Source organism: Bradyrhizobium sp. Ec3.3 (assembly GCF_000472925.1).
In the GTDB taxonomy this organism is placed as follows: Bacteria; Pseudomonadota; Alphaproteobacteria; order Rhizobiales; family Xanthobacteraceae; genus Bradyrhizobium.
The window spans coordinates 229,783-253,649 of sequence record NZ_AXAS01000002.1 but is presented as its reverse complement, the minus strand read 5'-3'; the positions used below and the strand labels follow the sequence as shown (position 1 = coordinate 253,649).

Annotated in this window: 21 protein-coding genes; 16 read left to right on the top strand and 5 right to left on the bottom strand. The window is 65.3% G+C overall.

Going from position 1 to position 23,867, the window contains the following annotated elements:
• Positions 1-13: 13 nt before the first annotated feature.
• The 7 genes from YUU_RS0103665 to YUU_RS0103635 all read left to right on the top strand — a co-directional run bounded on the left by YUU_RS0103665 (position 14) and on the right by YUU_RS0103635 (position 7,542).
• Positions 14-1,267 carry a sugar ABC transporter substrate-binding protein gene (locus YUU_RS0103665; RefSeq protein ID WP_245287949.1) on the top strand — a complete coding sequence of 418 codons (1,254 nt, stop codon included), beginning with the start codon at positions 14-16 and terminating at the stop codon, positions 1,265-1,267.
• A gap of 92 nt (positions 1,268-1,359) precedes the next feature.
• A complete protein-coding gene (locus YUU_RS0103660; RefSeq protein ID WP_027521140.1) occupies positions 1,360-2,232 on the top strand; it encodes a carbohydrate ABC transporter permease in 873 nt (290 codons plus the stop codon).
• A 3-nt stretch (positions 2,233-2,235) separates the two neighbouring features.
• Positions 2,236-3,066, top strand: coding sequence for a carbohydrate ABC transporter permease (locus YUU_RS0103655; protein WP_027521139.1), 831 nt, complete (start codon positions 2,236-2,238; stop codon positions 3,064-3,066).
• An 18-nt stretch (positions 3,067-3,084) separates the two neighbouring features.
• The gene (locus YUU_RS0103650; RefSeq protein ID WP_027521138.1) at positions 3,085-4,092 is read left to right on the top strand and encodes an ABC transporter ATP-binding protein; all 1,008 of its coding nucleotides are present in this window, start codon (positions 3,085-3,087) and stop codon (positions 4,090-4,092) included.
• A 33-nt stretch (positions 4,093-4,125) separates the two neighbouring features.
• A complete protein-coding gene (locus tag YUU_RS0103645; protein ID WP_027521137.1) occupies positions 4,126-4,899 on the top strand; it encodes an SDR family NAD(P)-dependent oxidoreductase in 774 nt (257 codons plus the stop codon).
• A gap of 29 nt (positions 4,900-4,928) precedes the next feature.
• Positions 4,929-6,584 carry an FGGY-family carbohydrate kinase gene (locus tag YUU_RS0103640; RefSeq protein ID WP_027521136.1) on the top strand — a complete coding sequence of 552 codons (1,656 nt, stop codon included), beginning with the start codon at positions 4,929-4,931 and terminating at the stop codon, positions 6,582-6,584.
• A gap of 22 nt (positions 6,585-6,606) precedes the next feature.
• Entirely contained in the window at positions 6,607-7,542 is a 936-nt protein-coding gene (locus YUU_RS0103635; protein WP_027521135.1) for a carbohydrate kinase, read from the top strand.
• An 11-nt stretch (positions 7,543-7,553) separates the two neighbouring features.
• On the opposite strand, the gene YUU_RS0103630 is transcribed toward YUU_RS0103635, so the two are convergent.
• Positions 7,554-8,441 (bottom strand): LysR family transcriptional regulator, encoded by an 888-nt coding sequence (locus YUU_RS0103630; protein ID WP_027521134.1) that lies wholly within the window; start codon positions 8,439-8,441, stop codon positions 7,554-7,556.
• Between the two features lie 125 nt (positions 8,442-8,566).
• Between YUU_RS0103630 and YUU_RS0103625 the strand changes: the two genes are divergently transcribed.
• From YUU_RS0103625 to YUU_RS0103600, 6 genes are all read left to right on the top strand, one after another.
• Positions 8,567-9,988, top strand: coding sequence for an amidase (locus YUU_RS0103625; RefSeq protein WP_027521133.1), 1,422 nt, complete (start codon positions 8,567-8,569; stop codon positions 9,986-9,988).
• 111 nt (positions 9,989-10,099) lie between these two features.
• Positions 10,100-11,050, top strand: a complete 951-nt coding sequence (locus tag YUU_RS0103620) for an ABC transporter permease (RefSeq protein ID WP_027521132.1) — start codon at positions 10,100-10,102, stop codon at positions 11,048-11,050.
• Positions 11,047-11,943, top strand: coding sequence for an ABC transporter permease (locus YUU_RS0103615; protein WP_027521131.1), 897 nt, complete (start codon positions 11,047-11,049; stop codon positions 11,941-11,943). The genes YUU_RS0103620 and YUU_RS0103615 overlap by 4 nt, the downstream gene beginning before the upstream one ends.
• 2 nt (positions 11,944-11,945) lie before the next feature.
• The gene (locus tag YUU_RS0103610; protein ID WP_027521130.1) at positions 11,946-12,959 is read left to right on the top strand and encodes an ABC transporter ATP-binding protein; all 1,014 of its coding nucleotides are present in this window, start codon (positions 11,946-11,948) and stop codon (positions 12,957-12,959) included.
• Complete coding sequence (locus YUU_RS0103605) at positions 12,956-13,963, top strand: ABC transporter ATP-binding protein (RefSeq protein WP_027521129.1); 1,008 nt, start codon at positions 12,956-12,958, stop codon at positions 13,961-13,963. The genes YUU_RS0103610 and YUU_RS0103605 overlap by 4 nt, the downstream gene beginning before the upstream one ends.
• A gap of 55 nt (positions 13,964-14,018) precedes the next feature.
• Positions 14,019-15,512, top strand: coding sequence for an ABC transporter substrate-binding protein (locus YUU_RS0103600; RefSeq protein WP_027521128.1), 1,494 nt, complete (start codon positions 14,019-14,021; stop codon positions 15,510-15,512).
• Between the two features lie 72 nt (positions 15,513-15,584).
• On the opposite strand, the gene YUU_RS49995 is transcribed toward YUU_RS0103600, so the two are convergent.
• Entirely contained in the window at positions 15,585-16,190 is a 606-nt protein-coding gene (locus YUU_RS49995) for a pyridoxamine 5'-phosphate oxidase family protein (protein ID WP_198031689.1), read from the bottom strand.
• A gap of 126 nt (positions 16,191-16,316) precedes the next feature.
• Here YUU_RS49995 and YUU_RS49990 point away from each other — a divergent pair, with 126 nt between their 5' ends.
• The 3 genes from YUU_RS49990 to YUU_RS0103580 all read left to right on the top strand — a co-directional run bounded on the left by YUU_RS49990 (position 16,317) and on the right by YUU_RS0103580 (position 18,346).
• Complete coding sequence (locus YUU_RS49990; protein WP_035661195.1) at positions 16,317-16,931, top strand: glutathione S-transferase family protein; 615 nt, start codon at positions 16,317-16,319, stop codon at positions 16,929-16,931.
• A 113-nt stretch (positions 16,932-17,044) separates the two neighbouring features.
• A complete protein-coding gene (locus tag YUU_RS0103585; protein WP_027521127.1) occupies positions 17,045-17,446 on the top strand; it encodes a hypothetical protein in 402 nt (133 codons plus the stop codon).
• Positions 17,447-17,524: 78 nt separating this feature from the next.
• Entirely contained in the window at positions 17,525-18,346 is an 822-nt protein-coding gene (locus YUU_RS0103580; RefSeq protein ID WP_027521126.1) for an aspartate dehydrogenase, read from the top strand.
• Between the two features lie 6 nt (positions 18,347-18,352).
• Here YUU_RS0103580 and YUU_RS0103575 read toward each other — a convergent pair whose 3' ends face one another.
• The 3 genes from YUU_RS0103575 to YUU_RS0103565 form a co-directional block, all read right to left on the bottom strand.
• On the bottom strand, positions 18,353-19,654 hold the full coding sequence (locus tag YUU_RS0103575) for a sorbosone dehydrogenase family protein (protein ID WP_027521125.1): 1,302 nt from the start codon (positions 19,652-19,654) through the stop codon (positions 18,353-18,355).
• A 158-nt stretch (positions 19,655-19,812) separates the two neighbouring features.
• Positions 19,813-22,575 carry a hybrid sensor histidine kinase/response regulator gene (locus YUU_RS49985; RefSeq protein WP_084801321.1) on the bottom strand — a complete coding sequence of 921 codons (2,763 nt, stop codon included), beginning with the start codon at positions 22,573-22,575 and terminating at the stop codon, positions 19,813-19,815.
• Entirely contained in the window at positions 22,572-23,615 is a 1,044-nt protein-coding gene (locus tag YUU_RS0103565) for an ABC transporter substrate-binding protein (protein WP_035661112.1), read from the bottom strand. The genes YUU_RS49985 and YUU_RS0103565 overlap by 4 nt, the downstream gene beginning before the upstream one ends.
• Positions 23,616-23,867: the final 252 nt, after the last annotated feature.

The following is a 23,867-nucleotide window of genomic DNA, read 5'->3' as shown; positions in this document are numbered from 1 at the left end:
TTCCGTTCCCTCGATGGCCGAAACGACCCTGACGATCGCCACCGTCAACAACAGTGACATGATCCGCATGCAGGGACTGACCAGCGAATTCACCGCGAAGAACCCGGACATCAACGTGAAGTGGGTGACGCTCGAGGAGAACGTGCTGCGCCAGCGCGTCACCACCGACATCGCCACCAAGGGCGGGCAGTTCGACGTCCTCACCATCGGCACCTACGAGGTGCCGATCTGGGCCAAGAAGGGCTGGCTGGTGCCGCTCGCGAATCTCGGCGCCGACTACGACGTCGCCGACCTCTTGCCGAAAATCAAGGATGCGGTCTCCGTCGACGGCAAGCTCTACGCCGCGCCGTTCTACGGCGAGAGCTCGATGATGATGTACCGCACCGATCTGTTCGAAAAGGCCGGCCTGAAGATGCCGGAAAGCCCGACCTGGGATTTCGTGATCGATGCGGCCAAGAAGCTCACCGACAAGAATGCCGGCGTCTACGGCATCTGCCTGCGCGGCAAGGCCGGCTGGGGCGAAAACATGGCGTTCCTGACCGCCATGTCGAACTCCTACGGCGCGCGCTGGTTCGACGAGAAGTGGGAGCCGCAGTTCAACTCGCCGGAATGGAAGACGACGCTGACGACCTATGTCAATCTCATGAAGGAAGCCGGCCCTCCCGGCGCGAGCTCGAACGGCTTCAACGAGAACCTGGCGCTGTTCAACGCCGGCAAGTGCGCGATGTGGATCGACGCGACGGTTGCGGCGTCCATGGTCTCCAATCCGAAGGAATCGAAGGTCGCCGACAAGGTCGGCTTTGCGCTGGCGCCGAACACCGGGCTCGGCAAGAACGCAAACTGGCTGTGGGCCTGGAGTCTGGCGATCCCGGCCGGCTCGAAGAAGACGGACGCTGCCGAGAAGTTCATCGCCTGGGCGACGAGCAAGGACTACACCAAGCTCGTGGCTTCCAAGGAGGGCTGGGCCAACGTGCCGCCGGGCACGCGGACCTCGCTCTACCAGAATCCTGATTACCTGAAGGTTGCACCGTTCGCGAAGCTGACGCTGGCCTCGATCGATGCGGCGGACCCGAACAAGCCGACCGTGAAGCCGGTGCCTTATGTCGGCGTGCAATACGCCGCGATCCCCGAGTTCCAGGGTCTCGGCACGCAGGTGGGGCAGCAGTTCTCCGCCGCATTGTCCGGATCGACCACCGTCGATGCCGCGCTTTCGGCGGCGCAATCCACGACCGAGCGCGAGATGAAGCGCGCCGGCTATATCAAGTAAGACCAAGGCTCACCCTCCTGAGAGCCTAACCTGCGGCCATCCACCTCTTGGGATGGATGGCCGCCTTCTTCCCGGAAGAGGAGAAGCTGACAATGGCAACCCGGCAGACCCAGTATCTTGCGCGGTCGCTCCTGGCCCCGGCCGTCGGGCTGCTGTTCATCTGGATGATCGTCCCGCTCGCGCTGACGCTCTATTTCTCGACGCTGCATTACAGCCTGCTCGATCCCGGCTCCGAAGCGTTCGTCGGCCTGGAAAACTTCCGCTACTTTCTCACCGATCCGGCCTTTCTGGCCTCGCTCCAGAACACGCTGGTGCTGGTCGGCTCGGTGCTGGTGCTGACCATCTTGCTCGGCATTCCCCTGGCGCTCCTGCTCGATCAGCCCGTGGTCGGTCGCAACATCGTGCGGCTGATGGTGATCGCGCCGTTCTTCGTGATGCCGACGGTGAGTGCGCTGGTCTGGAAGAACCTGCTGATGCATCCGGTTTCCGGATTGTTTGCCTGGCTCGCAAAAGTGTTCGGGCTGACGCCGATCGACTGGTTCAACGACATGCCGATGTTCGCCATCATCCTGATCGTCGCCTGGCAGTGGCTGCCGTTCGCGACCCTGATCCTCCTGACCGCGCTGCAATCGCTCGACGAGGAGCAGAAGGAAGCCGCCGAGATGGATGGCGCGAGCGGGGTTTCGACCTTCATCTACATCACGCTGCCGCATCTCGCGCGCCCCATCACGGTGGTAGTCCTGATCGAGACCATCTTTTTGCTCACGGTGTTTGCCGAGATCTTCGTCACCACCGGCGGCGGACCCGGCCTCCAGACGACCAACATAGCCTTCCTGATCTACTCGCAGGCGCTGATCCAGTTCGACGTCGGCAGCGCCTCGGCCGGCGGCCTGGTCGCGGTGGTGATCGCCAACATCGTCGCCTTCTTCCTCGTTCGCATCGTCGGCCGCAATCTGGAGGCTTAGACCATGGCACGCATCGCAACGACGCAGCGGGTCGCGGTCTCTACGGCAGCCGCCTGGCTTTGCGGTTTCCTGATCTTCTTCCCGATCCTCTGGATGGTGCTCGCAAGCTTCAAGACCGAGCTGGAGGCCTTCGCCATTCCGCCTTCATTCCTGTTCTTCCACTGGACTCTCGAAAATTACGCGACGGTGCAGGAGCGCAGCGACTACCTCCACCATGCGCTGAACTCGATCATCATCGCCGGCGGCTCGACGTTGATCGCGCTGCTGATCGCCATTCCGGCCGCGTGGTCGATGGCGTTCTCGCCCACAAAGCGCACCAAGGACATCCTGCTCTGGATGCTCTCGACCAAGATGATGCCGCCGGTTGGCGTGCTCGTGCCGATTTACCTGATCTACAAGAACGTCGGCCTGCTCGATTCACGCATCGGCCTCATCTTCATCCTGTGCCTCGGCAATTTGCCGATCGTGATCTGGATGCTCTTCACCTATTTCAAGGAGATTCCGCGCGACATCCTGGAAGCGGCGCGCATGGACGGCGCCACCGTCGGCCGCGAGCTCGTCTATGTGTTGACGCCAATGGCAATCCCTGGCCTGGCGTCGACCTTGCTGCTCAACCTTATCCTCGCCTGGAACGAGGCGTTCTGGACGCTCAACCTGTCGACATCAGAGGCGGCGCCGCTGACGGTGTTCATCGCTTCCTATTCGAGTCCCGAGGGATTGTTTTGGGCAAAATTGTCGGCCGCCTCGACGCTGGCAATCGCGCCTATTCTCGTCCTCGGTTGGTTCAGCCAGAAGCAGCTCGTGCGCGGGCTCACCTTTGGCGCGGTCAAGTAGCGAAAGGGCTGTCGCATCATGGGTCAAATCACACTTCAAGGCGTGCAGAAAGCCTTCGGGCCCGTGCACATTATCAAGGGCGCCGACCTCGATATCGCGGACGGTTCCTTCGTGGTGTTCGTCGGTCCATCCGGCTGCGGCAAGACCACGCTCTTGCGGTTGATCGCCGGGCTCGAAGACGTGACGGATGGACGGATCCTGATCGACGGCAAGAACGTCGTCGCGGTTCCGCCCGCCAAGCGCGGTCTGTCCATGGTGTTCCAGTCCTACGCGCTGTACCCGCATATGAGCGTGCGCGGCAATATCGGCTTTGGACTCAAGATGGCGGGCCTCGCAAAGGACGAGATCAACCGCAAGGTCGAAGCGGCGGCCGCGACCCTGAACCTCACGCCCTATCTCGAGCGTAAGCCGCGCGAGCTGTCCGGCGGCCAGCGCCAGCGCGTCGCGATCGGGCGCGCGATCGTGCGCGAACCCAAGGCGTTCCTGTTCGACGAGCCGCTGTCGAACCTCGACGCCGCGCTGCGCGTGCAGATGCGGATCGAGGTGACGCGGCTTCAGAAGCAGCTCGGCACCACCGCGATCTACGTCACCCATGACCAGGTCGAGGCCATGACGATGGCCGACAAGATCGTGGTGCTCAATGGCGGAAAAATCGAGCAATATGGCTCGCCGCTCGATCTCTATGAGAAGCCCGCCAACCTGTTCGTCGCGGGCTTCATCGGCTCGCCAAAAATGAACTTCGTCACCGGCGAGTCTGCCCTTCAGCGCGGCGCGTTCACCATCGGCGTGCGGCCCGAGCATTTGAAGATCGAGCGCGATGGTGCAGGCGGCTGGCCGGGCACGATTGCGGTCGCCGAGCATCTCGGCAGCGACACTTTTCTCTATGTCGACGCCGGCCAGCTCGGCATGCTCACCGCCCGCTATATCGGCGAGTTGAGCCTGCATGCCGGCGACCGCGTGTCGCTGGTGCCCGAACCTGCGCGCATTCACCGCTTCAACGAGAGCGGCAACGCGATCCGGGGCTGACAAGCTGGGCGAACAAGAAACGGGAAGAGCAACATGTACCTGGAAAAATTCAAGCTGAACGGCAAGACCGCGATCATTACCGGCGGCGGGCAGGGCATCGGGCTCGCCTGCGCAGAGGCGCTGGCGGAAGCCGGCGCGAAGGTGATCATTGCCGACCGTGACGGCAAGGTTGCCCAGGCCGCTCAAACCGGCCTCAAGGCCAAGGGCTACGATACCGAGACCGTCGTCATGGACGTGACCGACACCAGGCGCGTCGCCGACGTGGCGAACGATCTCGTCGCCCGTCACGGCAAGGTCGATATCCTCGTCAACAATGCCGGCATTGCCCGCAGCGAGACCCCGGCGGAGACCGTCACCGACGAGCACTGGCTCAACGTCATCGACGTCAATCTCAATGGGACCTTCTGGTGTTGCCGCGAATTCGGCAAGCACATGCTGAAGGCAAAAGCGGGAACCATCGTCAACGTCGGCTCGATGTCGGGCTTCATCGTCAACAAGCCGCAGGAGCAGTCCTTCTACAACGCCTCCAAGGCCGCGGTGCATCATCTGACAAAATCGCTTGCCGCGGAATGGGGGGCGCGCGGCATCCGCGTCAACGCGGTCGCGCCGACCTATATCGAAACGCCGTTGAACGCCTTCGTGAAAAGCAATCCCAGAATGTATGACGCCTGGATCGGTGGAACTCCGATGGCGCGGATGGGGCAGGTGGAGGAGATCGCCTCGGTCGTGCTGTTTCTGAGCTCCGAGGCCGCGAGCCTGATGACGGGCAGCATCGTGCTAGTGGATGGCGGTTACACTTGCTGGTAGGCTCCTCGTCAAAATTGACGGGAGCGACAATGCCGCAGGCGTATATCGGTGTCGATGTCGGGACGACCAGCACGCGGGCAGGGGTTTTTGACGAGGCCGGGAATCTGCTGGCGACCGCGCGGCATCCGATCAGGATCTGGCACGAGGCCGGCGATATCGTCGAGCAATCGTCGTCGGACATCTGGGACGCTTGCTCCAAATCCGTCCGCGCGGCCATGGCTGAGGCCGCCATCGCGCCCGACTCCGTGAAGGGCATCGGGTTCGATGCCACCTGCTCGCTGGTCGTGCTCGGCAAGGACGGCGAGCCGGTCACGGTCAGTGGCTCCGGCGACAGCCAGCGCAATGTCATCGTCTGGATGGACCACCGCGCCACGACCGAGGCGCGTCTGATCAATGACACGCAGGACGATGTGCTGCGCTATGTCGGCGGCTCGATCTCACCCGAGATGGAGATGCCGAAGCTGCTATGGCTGAAGCGGCATCTGCGCCAGAGTTTTGATGCCGCCGGCCATTTTTTCGACCTTGCGGACTATCTGACCTGGCGCGCGACCGGCTCGCTCCAGCGCTCGACCTGCACGGTGACCTGCAAATGGAACTACCTGGCGCATGATGGCGGCGGCTGGAGTGCGCCGTTCTTCCAGCGCATCGGGCTGTCGGACTTCGTCGCCGAGAAATACGCCCGCATCGGCACCGAGATCGTCGCGCCCGGGACGCGGCTCGGGACGGGCCTGACCCGGACGGCGGCGTCTGATCTGGGATTGAGTGCCGGAACCCCGGTCGGCGCGTCGTTGATCGATGCCCACGCCGGCGGCATCGGCGCGATCGGCGGACGGGATGCCTCGGGCGGCACCGCCGATGTCTGCGACCGCCTCGCCTACATCATGGGGACATCCGCCTGCATCATGGCGACGACCACGGAGCCGTGCTTCGTTCCCGGCGTGTGGGGGCCCTATTACTCCGGCATGGTGCCGAATTTCTGGCTGAACGAGGGCGGGCAGTCGGCTGCGGGAGCTGCAATCGACCACCTTCTCAGGTCCCATGCGGGATATGCCGAGGCAAGCACGGCCGCACGCAAGGACGGGCTTGATATCATCGACTTCCTGGAGAAGCGCATCATCGCGCGCGCGGGCGATGTGAGCCGTGCCGCGCTGCTGGCACGCGATATCCACGTTCTTCCGGAGTTCATCGGCAACCGCTCGCCCTACGCCGATCCCGATACGCGCGCGGTGATCACGGGCCTCGATCTCGATACCGACATCGGCGCGATGGAGCGCCTGTTCGTCGCCGGGCTCTGCGGCCTTGCCTATGGTCTTGCCGAGGTGAACGAGGCCTTTGCCGCGCACGGTGTTCACTCCAGCATCATGATCATGGGCGGTGGGGCGAGCCGCAGCCCGCTGGTGCGGCAGATCATGGCGGATACAACGGGGCTGACCGTCGCGCTGCCGCAGACCAGGGAGCCGGTGCTGCTCGGTGCCGCCATGCTTGGCGCGGTCGCCGGCGGCGCCTTCGCCTCGATCGGCGAGACCATGGCCAAAATGTCGGCGCTCGGCCGCCTCAGCGAGCCTACAGCGCCCGGCATGGCCGAGTTTCACAGCCGCAAGCGAAAGGCCTATAAGATGCTGCGCGAGGTCGACTGCGGCAGCCGCGAAGCTATGGCCGGCTTCGAGCTGACGCTGCCGGGATAAGGGCGGGATAAGGGTACGGGTGATGCTGCTCAGTTGTGGCGATGCGTTGATCGATTTCGTGCCGACGCGCGCAGCCGACGGCCGTGAGGCCGTGATGCCTGCGGTCGGCGGCTCCTGTCTCAACGTCGCGATCGGCATGGCGCGGCTGGGCGCGCCGACCGGTTTCGTCGGCGGCCTCTCGACCGACATGTTCGGGCAGATGATCGCGGCGCATGCCGAAGCCTCCGACGTCGATCTCCGCTACGCCGCGCGCAGCGATCATCAGACAACGCTCGCTTTCGTGCGCATCGTTGCCGGCGAGTCGCACTACGCCTTCTACGACGCCGAGACCGCGACGCGGAACTGGACCTATCGGCGCGGGTCCATTCCGTTCGAGACCATCGAAGCGCTCCATGTCGGCTCGACGACGCTGGTCAACGACACCGGTGCGGCCGAGACCGGGGCGCTGATTGCAGACGCGCGGGCGTCTTCCACCATCTCGTTCGATCCGAACTGCCGGCCCAACCTCGTCAAGGACAAGCCGTCCTATGCCGCGCGCATGGCCGAATTCGCTGCGAACGCCGATATCGTCCGCATGTCCGACGTCGATTTCACCTATCTCTATCGTGACGAGCCGTACCAGCAGAGGGCCGATGCGTTGCTTGGGCAAGGCGTGAGCCTCGTCGTCATTACCCGTGGCATCGACGGCGCCGTCGCCTGGCACAAGACGGCGGGGAAGATCGATGTCGCCGCGCCCAAGGTGACGGTCGCGGACACGATCGGCGCTGGCGACAGCTTTCAAGCGGCGCTGCTGTTCGCCCTGCACAAGCAGGCGCGCTTGCGTCGGCAGCAACTCGCGGACATCGGCGCCGATGAGCTGCGCCGCGCGCTGTCCTTCGCGGCCAATTGCGCCGGCTTCACCTGCACTCGGCCCGGCGCCGATCCGCCGCGCCTGAGCGAGATCGACTGGCGCTGGTAGCTCTTCGCGCGTCAGATCCGCGCGACCGCCTTCTCGGCGCATTTGAGAAAGCTTTGGATGAGCGGGCTCAGCGAATCCCGCCGCCAGCAGACTGCGATCTCGATGGCATCGGCGGCGTCGAGGAATGGCCTGAAGACGATGCCGCGCGGCGAAGCAAGCTGCGCGCAGGCCGGCAGGATCGCAACGCCTTCGCCGGCCAGAACGAGGCTGAGCGCGGAGTGCACGGTTTCGACCCGGCTCGCGATCGGCATCACCACCTGGTGCCGTCGCAAGAGCGCCGCGACCGCAGAGGAGGTCGGCTCTTCATCCGGCCGCGGCAGCGCGATGAGTGGTCGCCCCTGCAATCTCGTCACCGGCACGGTCGCAAGCCGAGCGAGCGGCGAACGCGCCGGAACCGCAAGCATCAGCCGCTGGCTGCCGATCTGGCTTGCCTGAATTTCCGGATGGCGGATTGCGGGCATGCTCAGGGCGGCGGCGACGGTCCGGTCGAGCAGCATGCTCTCGCGCGTCGATGCACTCAATTCGACGAAGTCGAGATCGACCCCCGGCAGCGACCGGCGCAATTCCGGAACGAGTCGCGGCAGGACTGCATTCGCAAGAACGAACATGTATCCGACCGCGAGGCGACCGCGCCGTCCGGCCGCCACGGCGCGCGCGGCCTCGACGCCCTCGGCGGCGAGCGCAAGGGCTTCGCTTGCCCGCGACAACAGCGCGAGCCCCGCCTCGGTCAGATCCATGCCGCGCGTGCCGCGATGGAACAGAGGCGTGCCGATTTCGGCCTCGAGCTTGCGAATCTGGACCGAGAGCGGTGGCTGCGCCATCCGCAACCTCTCCGCGGCCTTGCCGACACTGCGCTCTTCGGCCACCGCCACGAAGTAGCGGAGCCGGCGAAGATCCATAGGCATACTGAAAACGTATGGGTTGGCCGTCAAAATCGTATTGGACGGCGAGTTAACATGGGTGCCATTCTCGCTGTCAATGCCATCGGCCAACGCGGGCCGGCTTTCCGGAGCATGGTTTGATAATGAACGGCGACCTTTGCCTGCTGTCCGCGGTTGATCTGCGCGACCTCATTGCCCGCAAGCAGGCCTCGCCGGTCGAGATCGTCAAGGCTGTGCTCGCCCGCGCCGAAGCATTGCAGCCGAAGCTGAACTGTTTCATCACCCTGTGCGCCGACGAGGCGCTTGTCGAGGCGCGCGAGGCGGAGCGCAAGGTGATGGCGGGCGACCCGATTGGCCTGCTTCACGGCATTCCCGTTACCGTCAAGGACATCGTCAACACCAAGGGCGTGAAGACCACCTTCGGCGCCGTTCCCTACAAGGACAATGTGCCGGAGGAGGACGCCGTGGCGGTGGCGCGGCTGCGCGCCCACGGCGCGATCCTGATCGGCAAGACCACGACGCCGGAATTCGGCTCGAAATGTCTGACCGACTCGCCGCTGTTCGGCCGCACTCGCAACGCCTGGAGTGCCGAGCGCTCCTCTGGCGGCTCCAGCGGCGGCGCGGCGGTGGCGGTTGCTAGCGGCATCGCGCCGCTGGCGATCGCAACCGATGGCGGCGGCTCTACCCGGATTCCCGCGGCCTGCAACGGCGTCGTCGGCCTGAAGCAGAGCAATGGCGTCATTCCGCACAGCCAGGTGCAGGATGCCTTCGGCAACCAGACCTATGTCACGCCGACCACGCGGACCGTCGCGGACACCGTTTTGATGATGCAGGCCATGGCCGGGGAGGATGCCTGCGATCCCTGGTCGATCGGTCTTCCCGCGCCCGATTTCATTGGTACGGCCGCGCAGCTCGGCGATCTGCGCGGGCAGAGGATCATGTACTGCCTGTCGCCGCCCGGACGACCTGTCTCGGCCGATGTCGCCAATGCCTTCAAGTCAGGCCTCGACCAGCTGGCGGGTCTCGGCGCGGAGCTCGAGGAGTTCTCCGGCGAGGGGTTCGACATCGAGCCGATCTGGCGCGCGATCAACCACACCGTCTGGCGGACGCGTTTCTCCAAGCTCGCGGCCGACCACAAGGACGAGTTGAGCGAAGCGTTCCTCAAGCAACTCGCGCTCGCGACGAAGGTGAGCGGCGTCGACTACCAGGAGGCGATGTTCGCGCGCACGGCGTTATTCCGCCGTGTGCAATCGCTGCTCACGCGGGGCCATTTGCTGGCGATGCCGACCCTGACCCGGACGGCATTGCCGATCGACCAGGACCTGTTCGGTACCATCGAGATCGACGGCCGGAGTTTTGACAGCGTCCGGCCGCATTGGTTCCCCTGGACCATGCTGTTCAACATGACCGGTCACCCCGCGATCAGCCTGCCTTGCGGGTTCGGCCGGGACGGGCTGCCGATCGGCCTTCAACTCGTGGGCCGCTTCCGCGACGATGCCGAGCTGTTGCGCGTGAGCGCGCTGTTCGAGGCCTCGCACGATCTTTTGTCCCGCCGGCCCGGCTGAGGTGGGACACATGCACCAAGACACTTGCACCAAGGCACTTGCGTCCGGCGCCGGGACATGTTGATCGTGCCGGGGGAAGCCTTGAATTCCCGAGCCTGAACCTGAGAGCGCATGAGCGTATTTGTCCTAAGGCGGCTTGTGACCTTGCTGGCGACGCTGGTCGGCGCATCCCTGATCATTTTCCTGGTGCTGGACGCGCTTCCTGGCAACGCCGCGCAGATGCTGATGGGCGCCGATGCTTCGCCGGATGCGGTGCGGGCGCTGACCATCAAGCTCGGCCTCGATCAACCGCTCACCGTGCGCTACCTGCAATGGGTCAAGGGCATGGCGGTGGGCGACCTCGGCAACAGCTATGTCTACGGCACGCCCGTCGCCGGCCTGATCGGGGAGCGGCTGGTGCTGACCATTCCGCTCGCGATCATGTCCATGCTGATCACGGTGACGCTCGCGCTCGCCGCCGGCATCTACACCGCCGCCAACCACAACAGGCTCGGCGATGTCGGCGTGATGTCGCTGACCCAGGTCGGCATCGCGCTGCCGAACTTCTGGTTCGCTATTCTGCTGATCCTGCTGTTCTCGGTGAAGCTGCAATGGCTCTCGGCCGGCGGCTTTGCCGGCTGGGACGACGGCATCTGGCCCGGCGTCAAATCGCTGCTGCTGCCGGCGATCTCGCTCGCCGTGGTGCAGGCCGCGATCCTGGCCCGCGTCACGCGCTCGGCGGTGCTGGAAGTCCTGCGCGAGGATTTCGTCCGCACCGCGCGCGCCAAGGGGCTCGGCAAGCGCGAGGTGCTCTGGAGCCACGTGCTGCGCAACGCGATGATCCCCGTGATGACCGTGATGGGCCTGCAATTCGCCAATCTGCTCGCCGGCACCATCGTGATCGAGAACGTCTTTTATCTGCCCGGCCTCGGCCGGCTGATCTTCCAGTCGATCGCCAATCGCGACCTGATCGTGGTGCGCAACTGCGTGATGCTGCTGGCTGCCATGGTCGTCATCGTCAATTTCGTGGTCGATGTGCTCTATGCCTTCATCGATCCCCGCATCAAGGTTCACGACCTGTGAGCGATCCACTGACCGCTGCCGTCGGCCTGCCGACGACTTCAGCTCCCTCGCGGCCCGCGACCGGCTTCTGGCGCCGCGCGTTCCGCCATCGCAGTTTCGTGCTGGGCGGCGCGTTGGTTCTCCTGGTGATCGGTTCGGCGCTGCTCTCGCTGGTGTGGACGCCCTGGTCGGCTTACGAAATCGACATCGCCTCGAAGCTCAAGCCGCCGTCGTTCTCGCACTGGCTCGGCACCGACTCCTTCGGCCGCGATATCGTCTCGCTGCTGCTGGTCGGTGCGCGCTCGACCATCCTGGTCGGCATCATCGCGGTCGGAATCGGGCTGACTTTCGGTGTCTGCCTCGGACTGATCGCCGCCGCGCGCAAAGGCTGGACGGAAGAGCTCATCATGCGCATGAGCGATTTTACCTTCGCGTTTCCGGCCGTGCTGTCGGCGATCATGCTCGCCGCGGTGGTCGGTCCCGGCATGCTGACCTCGATCACCGCGATCGGCATCTTCCAGATCCCGGTCTTCGTTCGCGTCACCCGCGGCTCGGCCAACGCGATCTGGGCGCGCGAGTTCGTGCTGGCGGCGCGCGCGTCGGGGAAGGGGGCTTTTCGCATCACCATCGAGCACGTGCTGCCGAACATCCTGTCGATCCTGATCGTACAGGCGACGATCCAGTTCGCGCTCGCGATCCTGGCCGAAGCTGCGCTGTCCTATCTCGGGCTCGGTACGCAGCCGCCGCAGCCGTCCTGGGGTCGCATGCTGAACGACGCGCAGACGCTGCTGTTCCAGTCGCCGATGCTTGCGGTCTATCCGGGCGCGGCGATCGCGGTCGCCGTCCTTGGCCTCAATATCCTCGGCGACGGATTGCGCGATCTGCTCGATCCCCGTCTGGCGCGGGAGCGGTGACGATGGGCAATCCCGCAAACGCGCCGCTGATCGACGTCGACAATCTCGGCGTCCGTCTCAACACGAGCCGTGGCCCGGCGCAGGCCGTGCGCGGCATCAGCTTTTCTCTCAGGCGCGGCGAGACGCTGGGGCTGGTCGGCGAATCCGGCTGCGGCAAGTCGGTCACCGCGCTCGCGCTGATGGGCCTGTTGCCTGATAGCGCGGTGGTCACCGGCAGCACCCGCCTCGATGGCCGCGAACTCGTCAAGCTTTCGGACGCGGATTACTGCAAGCTGCGCGGCAACCGCATCAGCATGATCTTCCAGGAGCCGATGACCGCCCTCAATCCCATGCACACGATCGGGCATCAGGTCGCCGAGCCGCTCCGGCGCCACAAGAATTATTCGGCGGCGCAGGCACGCGCCGAGGCGATCGCCTTGCTCGACCGCGTCGGGCTTCCGGACGCGGGAAAGCGCGTCGATGCCTATCCGCACCAGTTCTCCGGCGGGCAGCGCCAGCGCGTCACCATCGCCATGGCGCTCGCCTGCGAGCCCGATCTGTTGATTGCCGACGAGCCGACCACCGCGCTCGACGTCACCATCCAGGGGCAGATCCTCGATCTCATTGCCGATCTCGTCGAGGAGCGGGGCATGTCCATGATCCTGATCTCGCACGATCTCGGCGTCATCGCCGAGAACGTCGGGCGCATGATGGTGATGTATGGCGGCACCGTGGTCGAGAGCGGACCGACCGACGAGGTGTTCAGGCGCATGGGTCATCCCTACACGCAAGGCCTGTTCCGCGCCCGGCCGCAGCTCGGCGCGCGGAAGGGAACGCGGCTGAAGACCATCACCGGCACGGTGCCCGAGCTTGCCGATCTGCCGTCCGGCTGTACCTTCGCCGATCGTTGTCCGCTGGTGATCGATCGTTGTCGCGCGGCGCCTCCGCCGGTGGTGGACGTCGGCCCCGGCCATGGCGTGCGCTGCATCAGGACGGACGTATCGATGGCTGATCGCGTAGGGGCGGTGTCCGCATGACCGCCACGCCGCTTCTCCACGTGAACGACCTTGTGCAGCGCTACACGCTGCCGCGCGAAAGCCTGTTCCGGCCGCCCGGCCAGGTGCTGGCGCTCAACGGCGTGAGCGTGCGGATCGAGGCGGGGAAAAGTCTCGGCGTGGTCGGCGAATCCGGCTCGGGCAAGTCGACCTTTGCCCGCGTGGTGATGGCGCTCGAGCGGCCGACGTCGGGGCGGGTAGAGCTGCTCGGCCGCGACCTCAATCAATTGCCCGCAGATGAGCTCCGCCGCGCGCGGCGCGATTTTCAGATGGTGTTCCAGGATCCGTACGGATCGCTCGATCCGCGCCAGACGATCGCGCGCATCGTCGCCGAGCCGCTCACCGCACTGGAGCGGACCGATCGTGCGACGCTGCGCGCGCGGGTCTCAGCGGTGCTGCGGCAGGTCGGCCTGCGCGATGCGGACATGGACAAATATCCGCACGAATTCTCCGGCGGCCAGCGCCAGCGCATCGCGATTGCGCGCGCGTTGATCACCCAGCCGAAGCTGATCGTCGCCGACGAGCCGGTCTCCGCGCTCGACGTCTCCGTACAGGCACAGGTCCTGAACCTGATGCAGGACCTCCAGGAGCAGTTCGGCCTGAGCTACATCCTGATCAGCCATGATCTCGCGGTCGTGGACTATCTCTGCGACGAGGTCGCGGTGATGTATCTCGGCCGGATCGTCGAGCAGGGCCGGCCGGAGGACCTGTTCGAACATTGCGCCCATCCCTATACGCGCGCGCTGCTGGATGCCGTGCCGCGCGCGCGCGGCGGGCGTGTGCGCCGCCGCCGCGGCGCGCAGGCGATCGCCTCGCAATCATCAGCTGCGACCGGATGCCCCTATATTTCCCGCTGTCCGCTCGCCGACCAGCATTGCCGCGAGGCCGCCCCTGCGCTACGCAGGGTCGGAGAGACGCATCTTGCGGCCTGCCACAAGGCGGAACAGGTGATGGCGCTGCCGGCCGTGACCGCGGAGGTCGGTTAGCGTCAGGCTGCGGATTGGCATGGATTGATCGGGTTACCGGCCGGGGAGAGAAAATATGTTCAAGAAATTCACCATCGTCGCACTAGCTGCCGCGTTCGCCGCGGCGTCGCTACCGGCTCTGGCGCAGGGCAAGAAGGACAGCGTCGTCATGGGCATGACGCTGGAGCCGCCGGGACTTGATCCCACCAACGCAGCCGCGGCGGCGATTGCCGAAGTCACGCTCTACAACATCTATGAGACGCTGACCAAGATCAGCGAGGACGGCTCGGTGTCGCCGCTGCTCGCGGAGAGCTGGACGGCGTCGCCCGACCTGAAGACCTATACGTTCAAGCTGCGCAAGGGCGTGAAGTTTCAGAACGGCGAGCCGTTCGATTCCGCGGCGGTGAAGTTCTCGTTCGAGCGCAACGCGGCCGCGAACAGCACCAACAAGGACAAGAGCCTGTTCCAGAGCTTCGAGAAGGTTGACGCGTCGGACGCCGACACGGTCGTGGTCGCGCTGAAATATTCCGAGCCGAACCTGCCGTTCCTGCTCGGGCAGGCGAGCGCCTCGATCGTCGAGCCGAAGAGCGCGGCGACCAACGTGACCCAGCCGGTCGGCACCGGGCCGTACCAGCTCGGCGCCTGGGTCAAGGGCTCCTCGATCACGCTCAACAAATGGGCCGACTATCGCAATGCCCCGGCGATCAAGCTGTCCAAGGTGACGATCCGCTTCATCGGCGATCCCGCGGCGCAGATTGCTGCCCTGCTGTCCGGTGACGTCGACGCGTTTCCGCGCGTCACGACTCGCGGCGTCGCTCAGTTCAAGTCCGATCCGCGCTTCACCGTGCTGGTCGGCGGCTCCAAGGCCAAGACCATCGTCGCCATCAACGAGAAGAAGAAACCGCTCGACGACGTACGGGTGCGCCGCGCCATCCTCGCCGCGATCGATCGTAAGGCGATGATCGACGGCTCGGTTGAAGGTTACGGCACGCCGATCGGCAGCTTCTACACGCCGGGTTCGCTCGGCTATGTCGACACCACCGGCGTCAATCCTTACGACCCCGAGAAGGCGAAGAAGCTGCTGGCGGAAGCCGGCGTCACCGCGCCGCTCGAAATCAGCCTGAAGCTGCCACCGCCGCCTTATGCGCGGCAGGGCGGCGAGATCCTCGCGGCGCAGCTCGCCAAGGTCGGCATCACCGCCAAGATCGAGAACGTCGAATGGGCGCAGTGGCTGTCGCAGGTGTTCGCGCCGAACGGGCCGCACAACTATGATCTCACGATCGTCTCCCATGTCGAACCGTTCGATCTCGTGAAGCTGACCGAGCCCGACTACTATCTCGGCTACAACAACGAGGCCTTTAACGCGCTCTACAAGCAGATCGTGACGACGCCGGACGAGGCCGGTCGCGCAAAATTGCTCGGCGATGCGCAGCGCATGCTGGCAACCGATGCGGTTGCCGGCTTCCTGTTCCAGCCGCAATGGGTCACCGTTACCAGCAAGAAGCTGAAGGGTGTCTGGAAGGAAGTCCCGCAGTTCGAGAACGATTTCTCGGCCTGGTCCTGGGAATAGTGCGGGCGATCCTCACGCATCGCCTTCCCGCGGTATGACGGCCCGGCTTGCCCCGGCCGTCGTCGCCCGTCATCAGCCCTTGAACGTCGGCTGACGCGGATGGACGACATCGCTGAAGTCCGCTAATCCCTTCCACTTCGGCTCCGGAGCGTCGCACCCGGCCTGCGGCGTGTAGATCGATGGCCCGGTGAGCTGCATCGTCGGAATGTAGCGCGGACAGTTCGGGAAGATCGCGCGCGCGGTGACGCGCACGATGAGCTGCGCGCCGACGGTCTCGGCCAGAAGCGGATCGCGATCGCTCACCTTCGCCGTGCCATTGACGCGCAGGCGCCGCGGCTTGTCGTGCATGGCGATGAAGAGCAGGCCGACGTTCGCGTTGACGACGATGTTGCCGAGGCTCTTGAACATGCCGTTGCCGTCATAGTCCGGAAAGGCGATCTCCGACGGCCCGGTCACGCGCACGAAGCCGGGAAGCCCGCCCTTGAACGAGCAATCCGGCTGCCCTTTCGCATCCGCTGTCGCCAGAAAGAAATAGGGCAGGCTGCCGATGAACAGCCTGTCGTCGTCGGAAAATTCTGTCCGCGTCAACTTCTCCTCCAGCCGGTCGGAAATACGCCGGCTGTCGAACTGGTCCTGCAACTGCCGATTTCCATCGTGAAACATCACGCTCTCGGGCATTGAGGTCCTCCCGCTGCGATAACTGTTCGGCCGAACAGGTGCGGGAGGAGCATACGCCTTTCGTGCGATCTCGGATATGGTCGATCCGTTATTCAAGACGCGTTCCATCCGCCAGTGGAGGCCACGATGCTTCAGCTCTACGGAAATCTGCGATCGCGCGCGACGCGCTGCCTTTGGATGCTCGAGGAGATCGGAGAGCCCTACGAGCTGGTCGAAAGGAGCACCAGCCCCGCTGATCTGCAAACGCCGGACTATCTCCGTCTCAATCCGAACGCGTTGATACCGACGCTCGTCGACGGCGATCTCGTGCTGTGGGAATCCATGGCGATCAATCTCTATCTCGCACAGAAGTATGGTGGGCCCATGCATTGCGGGCCGGAGGTCACCGGCCTTGCCTCGCAGTGGAGCATCTGGGCGATGCTGGAGCTGGATGGCCTGCTGCTCGATCTGTTGATGCATCGCGCGCTGTTACCGGACTTTTGCCGCGACCCCTCGCATGCCACGCGATCCGAACTCCTGTTGAAAAGGCCGCTCGGCATCCTCGACAAGGCGCTCGCCGCACGCGGCCATCTCGCTGGTGACGGCTTCACGGTTGCCGACCTCAACGTCGCCTCCATCCTTGCCTGGGGCAGGATTTCCCGGCTCGATCTGTCGGCCTGTCCGCATCTGGCGCGGTGGCTCGACGGCTGCCTCGCGCGACCGGCCTACGCGCGCCTGCGCGCGCTGTCGGGGCCTAACTGACACGCGCACTGCGCTGCGTTGTCCGCAAATCTGCGGGCTTCGAGTGGTCTCCCTTTTTGCGCCTCAATTTGCGCGTGTGCTTGCGCTCTCAACGTCTGAGCAGTGGGGCAAACATGCAGTTCAATCGAATGTTGGCAGGCGCGGTCGGCGGCCTGATCCTGGCGTGCGCTTCGATCTCTCCCACCTACGCCGCTGCTGGATGCGCGGTGGATAAGCTGCAGGGCGCCTACGTCTTCGACGGACAGGGCACCAACGTGCACTACGGTGTCTTCAATTTCGACGGCAGCGGCAGGTTCTCGGGCAAGCAGACTTCGATCCGCCAGACCAACAGCCCGGTGCGCGAAACGCTTCAGGGCACGTACACCATCAACGCCGATTGTACCGGCGCCATGATCATGGACGGCCAGCCCGGCGGCACCGCGCATTGGGATATCTTCGTCACGTCCGACGGCAAGAAGGGGCGGATGATCCGCACCGATGGCGGCATTCACGGCGCGCGTACCTTCGAGCAGTGAGCCGAGGCCGATTGAAGCCGCGGCTTTGCGCGCATGAGGCTGCTGGGCTATGAAAGGCGCGGCAGAGAGGTGTTGCGCATGGCCGATCATCAGCAGCAGGACGTGCGGGTTGCGATCGCTGGATTGGGCTCGATCGGCACGAAGATCGCCGTCGAGCTCGATCGCGGCATCGAGGGGCTCGTCCTGTCGGCGATTGCAGCACGCGACCCCGACAAGCACCGCGCATTTCTGAGCAGCCTGCGCCAGCCGCCGGCCATCCTGCCGATCGAGCAGCTCGCCGAGGCCGCCGACATCGTCGTCGAGTGCGCTCCGAGCCATCTGTTGCGCAGCATCGTCGAGCCGGTGGTGAGGCGAGGCAAGGCGGCGGTGGTCGTCAGCGTCGGCGCGCTCCTGGACAATTCCGACCTCATCGATCTCGCCAAGGCAAATCGCGGCCGCATCATCGTGCCGACCGGTGCGCTGATCGGGCTCGATGCGGTCAACGCGGCAGCCGTCGGCACCATTCATTCGGTCAAGATGGTCACGCGCAAGCCGATCGACGGATTGAAGGGCGCGCCGTTCATCGTGCGGAACGGCATCGACATCGACAATTTGCGCGAGCCGCTCAGACTGTTCGCGGGCACGGCGCGCGAGGCGGCCAAGGGCTTTCCGGCCAATCTCAACGTCGCGGTCGCGCTGTCGCTGGCGGGCATCGGCCCCGATCGCACCATGGTCGAGATCTGGGCCGATCCGAGCGTGACTCGCAACGTGCACCGCATCGAGGTGGAGGCGGATTCCGCGCGCTTCTCGATGGGAATCGAGAACATCCCCTCGGAGAACCCGAAGACCGGCATGATCACGGCATTGTCCGTGATCGCCCTGTTGCGCAAGCAGCGCGCCACGCTCAGCGTGGGGACGTGAGCGCGCTTACGCGCCCGTCACGCGCCAGATGACGTTGCCGACGTCGTCGGCCACCAGCAGCGAGCCGTCAGGCCCGAGCGCGACGCCGACCGGCCGGCCATAGGACTCCTTCTCGTCGGGTGCGAGGAATCCCGACAGGATGTCGCGCGCGGGACCAGAAGGTTTGCCGTTCTCGAACGGCACGAACACCACCTTGTAGCCGCTCAGCGTCGAGCGGTTCCAGGAGCCGTGCTGGCCGATGACCATGCCGTCGGGAAAACCGGGCAGGGTGCCGGCCGGCATCCAGCACAGGCCGAGCGAGGCCGTGTGCCCGCCGAGCGCATAGTCCGGCGTGAGCGCTTTTGCGACCATCGCTGCATCCTGCGGCACGCGATCATCGACCGTCTGGCCCCAATAGCAGTAAGGCCAGCCGTAGAAGCCGCCGTCGCGCACCGAGGTCAGGTAGTCGGGCGGCGTCTCGTCACCCAGCCCGTCACGCTCGTTGACGACGGTCCAGAGCATGCCGGTGTTCGGCTCGAAGGCGAGGCCGACGGGATTGCGTAGGCCCCCGGCGAAGATGCGGCTCGTGCCGTTCACGAGATCGAGCTCATACACGGCGGCGCGGCCCTCCTCGACCTCCATGCCCATCTCGGCGATGTTGCTGAGCGAGCCGACGCCGGCATAGAGCTTCTTGCCGTCCGCGCTCGGCAGCAGGCTGCGCGTCCAGTGTCCGTCTGGTTTGAAGGTGATGAGCTTGCGTCCCGAGGCCTTAATGCTTTCCGCGCCCGCGACATAGGGAAACGCGACCACGCCGTCGGTGTTACCGACATAGAAGGTGTCGCCGATGAGCGCCATGCCGAACGGCTGGCTCAGTCCTTCCATGAACGTTCCGCGCTGCTCGGCAACGCCGTCGCCGTCCGCATCACGCAGCCGCGTGATGCGGTTGGCGCTGACGCCGAGCGCTGCGGCGCGCCGCATCGTCGCCTGCATCGCATAGTGAAACACGCTCCTCGGCGCGCCCGCGATCTGCGTTGCCTCGGCGATCAGCACGTCGCCATTCGGCATCACGTTGATCCAGCGCGGGTGGTCGAGCCCGCTCGCGTATGCGTTGACCTTCAGTCCGGGCGCGGCGACCGGCTTCTCGCCATCGCGCCAGCCCCGCGCGGTCGGCATCTTCAGCGTCGGGATGGCGCCTTGCGGCTTGGCTTCCGGAATCTGTGGCGCGCCGCCCCAGGCCGGTTGTGGTTGGGTCTCCGACATCCGCCGCCAGACGAGCGCAGCTCCGCCGATCAGCGCGACGATGCGCGCGAACACGCTGGAAAAACTCATGAAAATCCCCTGTTGAGCCCGCGGAACCGATCCGGCCTGCGCGGCAGTCGCGATGGTCCTGCGGCCGGCCCGCTAGCAGCAAGGCAGACGCAGATGACAGTAGTTATACGATCTTACCGTTTCCAATCGAATCGCAGAGATTGCATAGCGCTCCCTTGTCAGGGCGCTTCCTCCCTTAAAAATCCTGCCCGCCCCGGTTGGCGGGCCTCTTTTTGGACCGCTGGGGCTCCGGCGCTGGTGCGCTCTCTTTCGGGGCCGATCAGACCGGCCAGCGCGTGCAGGGATGCCTGCCGGAGCGTGTCCAGCTCACGGCCTGCGGTCCGGCACTCCACAATCGACATCGATGCGGCCGCAAGCTCGATCGCGTTGCAGGCTTCGAACAGGCGAACGAGGCCAAGCGCGCTGGCGGCGCTGCCAAGCCGGTGCGCGCATTTCGCAAGCTGCGCGCGATCATCTGCGGCTGCGGCCCTGGCGATGTCGGTAGCGAGCGTCTCACTCGTCTCCTCGAGCAGCTCGCAGAGCTTGGCGATCTGCTGTGCGCCCAGCAGCTCTTTTTGATCGCTCAGGAAGCGCTCGTCGATCAGCGTGCCCGCGGCCAGCCGGGCTGTCTCCGATCCCTCTTGCGGATCGTCTTCGAGCGCGTCGCACAGGTTCTTGATCAGGATCGGCTTGCCGACGATCTTGTTGATCCCGGCACCGGCGAGGCGCTCGCGCGCATTCCGCGACACATCCGCGGTCACCGCAATGATGCGCGGTGTCTGCTGCAATCGAAGCTGGCGGATGCGCGCCGCGGCCTCCACGCCGTCCATGTCGGGCATGTGCAGGTCCATCAGGATGACGTCGAACGCCGCGCAGCTCGCCCGCTCGACCGCGGACGCGCCGTCTGTGGCAATCACGGCATGATGCCCGAGCCGCCCGAGCATGGCTTCGCCGATCTCGCAATTGACGGGATCGTCGTCGACCAGCAGCACGCGCAGCGCGCGCGACGGCGCGCGCGGAACACCCTGTGAGGTCGCTGACTCGACAAGTCCGAGCGGGACGGCGAGGTGGAACACGCTCCCGGAGCCTGGCGTGCTCTCCACCGTCACGTCCCCGCCCATCAACCGCGTCAGGCGGCGAGCGATCGCAAGTCCTAGCCCGGTGCCACCGAAGCGTCGTGCAATGCTGTCGTCGGCCTGCACGAAATCCTCGAAGATCCGCTCGTGCATGGCGGATGCGATGCCGATGCCGGTATCGGCGACAGACGCGCGCAGCAGCAGGGCATCCTGCTGCTGCGCGAGCGCGGCCTTGAGCGTGATGCTGCCCTTCGCGGTGAACTTGACGGCGTTGCCGATGAGATTGAGCAGCACGCGATTGAGCCGCACCGGATCGCCATGCACATGCGCATTGAGGCTCGCATCGCAAGACAGCTCGAATGCCAGCCCCTTCGCCACCGCCTGCGGACGCATCAGCTCAGCGGCCGTCTGGATGAGCTGATCGAGGCGGAAATCGCGGGTCTCAAGTGCTTCCGTGCTCGCTTCCAGCCGCGCATACTCCAGGATCGCATCGACCAATGCGATCAGGGTTTCGCCGGATCCGGCCGCAGTCGCGAGGTGTCGCCGCTGCGCCTCGTTCAGGCTGCCGTCGTCGAGCAGTTGCAACACGCCCATGACGCCGTTGAGCGGTGTGCGCAGCTCATGGCTGACGACGGCCAGGAAGCGCGACTTGGTCTCGTTGGCCTCTACGGCGGCGTTGCGCGCGCGCTCGGCGGCATCGTGCTCGGCGAGCGCATGATCGCGGGCCTTTTCGAGCTCGGCCGTGCGTTCTGCAACTTTGCGCTCCAGCGTCGCGTAGGAATCGCGCAAATGCGCGGCCATCACGTTGAACTGGTCGCCGAGCGCCTCCAGCTCGTCATTGGTCCTGATGGCAAGCCGTAAGGAGAGATCGCCGCTGCCGATCCGTTTTGCGCCCTGCGTCAGCATCTGGATGGGGACGGTCATGCGCCGGCTGAGCAGGAACGCCGCCAGAACGGCGAATGCGAGCATGGCGACCAGCAAGAACGTCGAGCGCCCGATGGAGGCGTAGATCGGCGCATAGGCTTCGCTGATCGGCAGCTCGACGAAAACGAGCCAGCCGAGCGGAGGGACGGTTGCGTAAGTCGACAACACGCGCCGTTGCGACAGGTCGTCCTTGACGAGTCCTCCCGCGGCGGGCGGGGTGCCGGCAAGCGCCGCCTGGACGTCGGGACGGCCGGAAAGATCGGTGTGGCGTAGCGCCGGCCACAAGTCCGGATGTGCGATCAACTGTCCCTTGCGGTCGACGACATAGGCCTTGCCGGTGCTGCCCACCTTGATCCTGGCGACGAGGTCCCAGATGAAGCGCAGATTGACCTCGGCGACCGTGACTTGCGGATCGTTGCCGCCGCCGAGAACGGCAAGCGTCATGAACGGCTCGGTATCGCCGAAGAAGTAGACGGGTCCGTAATAGATGCCGCTCGCCCTGGCGCCGAGAAAGGCCGGCGAGGCCGCAAGATCGGCCTGGCTGCCGACCTTGTCGGCGAGGCGGCGCGACACGCGGACCTGCTCGCGTCCGAGGGCATCGAGCGTTGCGATCTCGGCGATGGCGGGCGAGAGGCGGAAGAGGCGGATGGCGTTCAGCCGCTCGTCCTCCTGCGCCGACAGATCCGGCGGCAGACGCGACAGCCATCTGAGCTGGCTCTCGATCTGACCGATGAACTGGCCGATCTGGATCGCCGCCGATGCGGCCTGTTCGCGCTGGGTCGCCGCGAGGAGCTGCTGCTGCTCGCGGTAGGAGAACCAGACCTCGAGCGCGGTGTTGACGGCGAGCGCCGCGAAAGCAAGCGCGACGAACGAATAGAGATATTTGCGGAACAGCCGGCTCGGAGGCGTGCGCGAGGTGTCCTGGTCGGCCGGCTCGTTCACTCGCGGATCTCGTCGGCGCGGGCGAGCAAAGTGGCTGGCAGCTTCAGCCCCAGGGCATCGGCAGCCTTGCGGTTGATCAAAAGCTCGTATTTGCGCGGCGACTGCACCGGAAGGTCGCCGGCCCTGGTCCCGCGCAGGATGAGGTCGACATAGTCCGCCGAGCGCACCTCGAGGGAGGCGCCGTAGCTCATCAGCCCGCCGACGTCGATGAAATAGTGAAAGGGATAGATTGCCGGAACGCGGTGCTGCGCGGCGGCGGTGACGATGGCGCGCCGGTTGATGACCAGGAAGCTGTCGACGAGCGCGATCATCCCGCCCGCGGGCGCACCGGCGTAGCCGCGGATGGTCTGGTCGATTCCGGTTGCGTCGTTGATCGGCACCGGCGTGACAGTCACGCCCGTCGATGCGGCTTCGGATTCGATCGAGTCGAGAAAGAAGCGCCCTGCGCGCGGTGCGGTCTCCGGATTGAAAAGCACGCCGACGCGCTCGATGGCGGGAGCTGCTTCCCGCAGGAGCTGAAGCCATTTGCCGCCCATTTCGGCGGTGCTGTTGGTAAAGCCGGTGACGTTGCCGCCGGGGCGCGCGAGACTCTCGACGAAGCCGTTGCCGACGGGATCGTTGGCGGTGGCAAACACGATCGGGATCGTCTTGGTGGCCGCCGTCAGAGCTGCGGTCTCGATCGTCGACGAGGTCAGGATCACGTCCGGCTTGAGTGCTAGGATTTCCCGGATCGCAGCTTCCTGCTGCGCCGGGCCGCCGAAGCTCGAACGGGTCTCGTAGCGGACATTCACGCCTTCCACCCATCCGCGCTCGGTCATGCCCTGGATCAGCGCGCTCAGTCGCGAGGTCGCGCTCTCCGGCGCACTCCGGTTGGTCAGGGGATCGCCGAGCGGCAATCCGATCAGGGAGGCGACGACGCGGACCCGGTCCGGCGATGCGCCGAGCGCAAACCATCCCGCGGCCGATGCTCCGGCGAGGCGAATGAAGTTTCGGCGGTCGACCGCCACCGGGGCGAGGGGACGCGCGGACTGCCCGATCATGTAATGGGTTGCACGATGGCCTGTTCCAGCCGGAGTGAATAGCGCGAAAGCGCCGTGATAACAAATGGTGGGGGATCGCGCCTGTGAATGTTCGTTCGCAGCTATCGGGGGTGTCGGACGCCAAGTGAACCTAGAGTACGATAATTCAGAATTCCGCCAATATGAATATTTTGGGTGACGCGAATTGCCCGGCGCTGGCGGAATTGGCCGGGCGGCGCACGTGATTTCTTATTTCGCGAAAACAACCCCATG

Bases quoted from the DNA above. Each gene is read 5' to 3' on its own strand.
- YUU_RS0103645 (WP_027521137.1), top strand. From the start codon at position 4,126: ATGTACCTGGAAAAATTCAAGCTGAACGGCAAGACCGCGATCATTACC.
- YUU_RS0103600 (WP_027521128.1), top strand. From the start codon at position 14,019: ATGTTCAAGAAATTCACCATCGTCGCACTAGCTGCCGCGTTCGCCGCG.
- YUU_RS0103650 (WP_027521138.1), top strand. From the start codon at position 3,085: ATGGGTCAAATCACACTTCAAGGCGTGCAGAAAGCCTTCGGGCCCGTG.
- YUU_RS0103660 (WP_027521140.1), top strand. From the start codon at position 1,360: ATGGCAACCCGGCAGACCCAGTATCTTGCGCGGTCGCTCCTGGCCCCG.
- YUU_RS0103630 (WP_027521134.1), bottom strand. From the start codon at position 8,441: ATGGATCTTCGCCGGCTCCGCTACTTCGTGGCGGTGGCCGAAGAGCGC.
- YUU_RS0103635 (WP_027521135.1), top strand. From the start codon at position 6,607: ATGCTGCTCAGTTGTGGCGATGCGTTGATCGATTTCGTGCCGACGCGC.
- YUU_RS0103610 (WP_027521130.1), top strand. From the start codon at position 11,946: ATGGGCAATCCCGCAAACGCGCCGCTGATCGACGTCGACAATCTCGGC.
- YUU_RS0103605 (WP_027521129.1), top strand. From the start codon at position 12,956: ATGACCGCCACGCCGCTTCTCCACGTGAACGACCTTGTGCAGCGCTAC.
- YUU_RS0103665 (WP_245287949.1), top strand. From the start codon at position 14: ATGGCCGAAACGACCCTGACGATCGCCACCGTCAACAACAGTGACATG.
- YUU_RS49995 (WP_198031689.1), bottom strand. From the start codon at position 16,190: ATGCCCGAGAGCGTGATGTTTCACGATGGAAATCGGCAGTTGCAGGAC.
- YUU_RS0103565 (WP_035661112.1), bottom strand. From the start codon at position 23,615: ATGATCGGGCAGTCCGCGCGTCCCCTCGCCCCGGTGGCGGTCGACCGC.
- YUU_RS0103580 (WP_027521126.1), top strand. From the start codon at position 17,525: ATGGCCGATCATCAGCAGCAGGACGTGCGGGTTGCGATCGCTGGATTG.
- YUU_RS0103655 (WP_027521139.1), top strand. From the start codon at position 2,236: ATGGCACGCATCGCAACGACGCAGCGGGTCGCGGTCTCTACGGCAGCC.
- YUU_RS0103575 (WP_027521125.1), bottom strand. From the start codon at position 19,654: ATGAGTTTTTCCAGCGTGTTCGCGCGCATCGTCGCGCTGATCGGCGGA.
- YUU_RS0103625 (WP_027521133.1), top strand. From the start codon at position 8,567: ATGAACGGCGACCTTTGCCTGCTGTCCGCGGTTGATCTGCGCGACCTC.
- YUU_RS49990 (WP_035661195.1), top strand. From the start codon at position 16,317: ATGCTTCAGCTCTACGGAAATCTGCGATCGCGCGCGACGCGCTGCCTT.
- YUU_RS0103620 (WP_027521132.1), top strand. From the start codon at position 10,100: ATGAGCGTATTTGTCCTAAGGCGGCTTGTGACCTTGCTGGCGACGCTG.
- YUU_RS0103640 (WP_027521136.1), top strand. From the start codon at position 4,929: ATGCCGCAGGCGTATATCGGTGTCGATGTCGGGACGACCAGCACGCGG.
- YUU_RS0103585 (WP_027521127.1), top strand. From the start codon at position 17,045: ATGCAGTTCAATCGAATGTTGGCAGGCGCGGTCGGCGGCCTGATCCTG.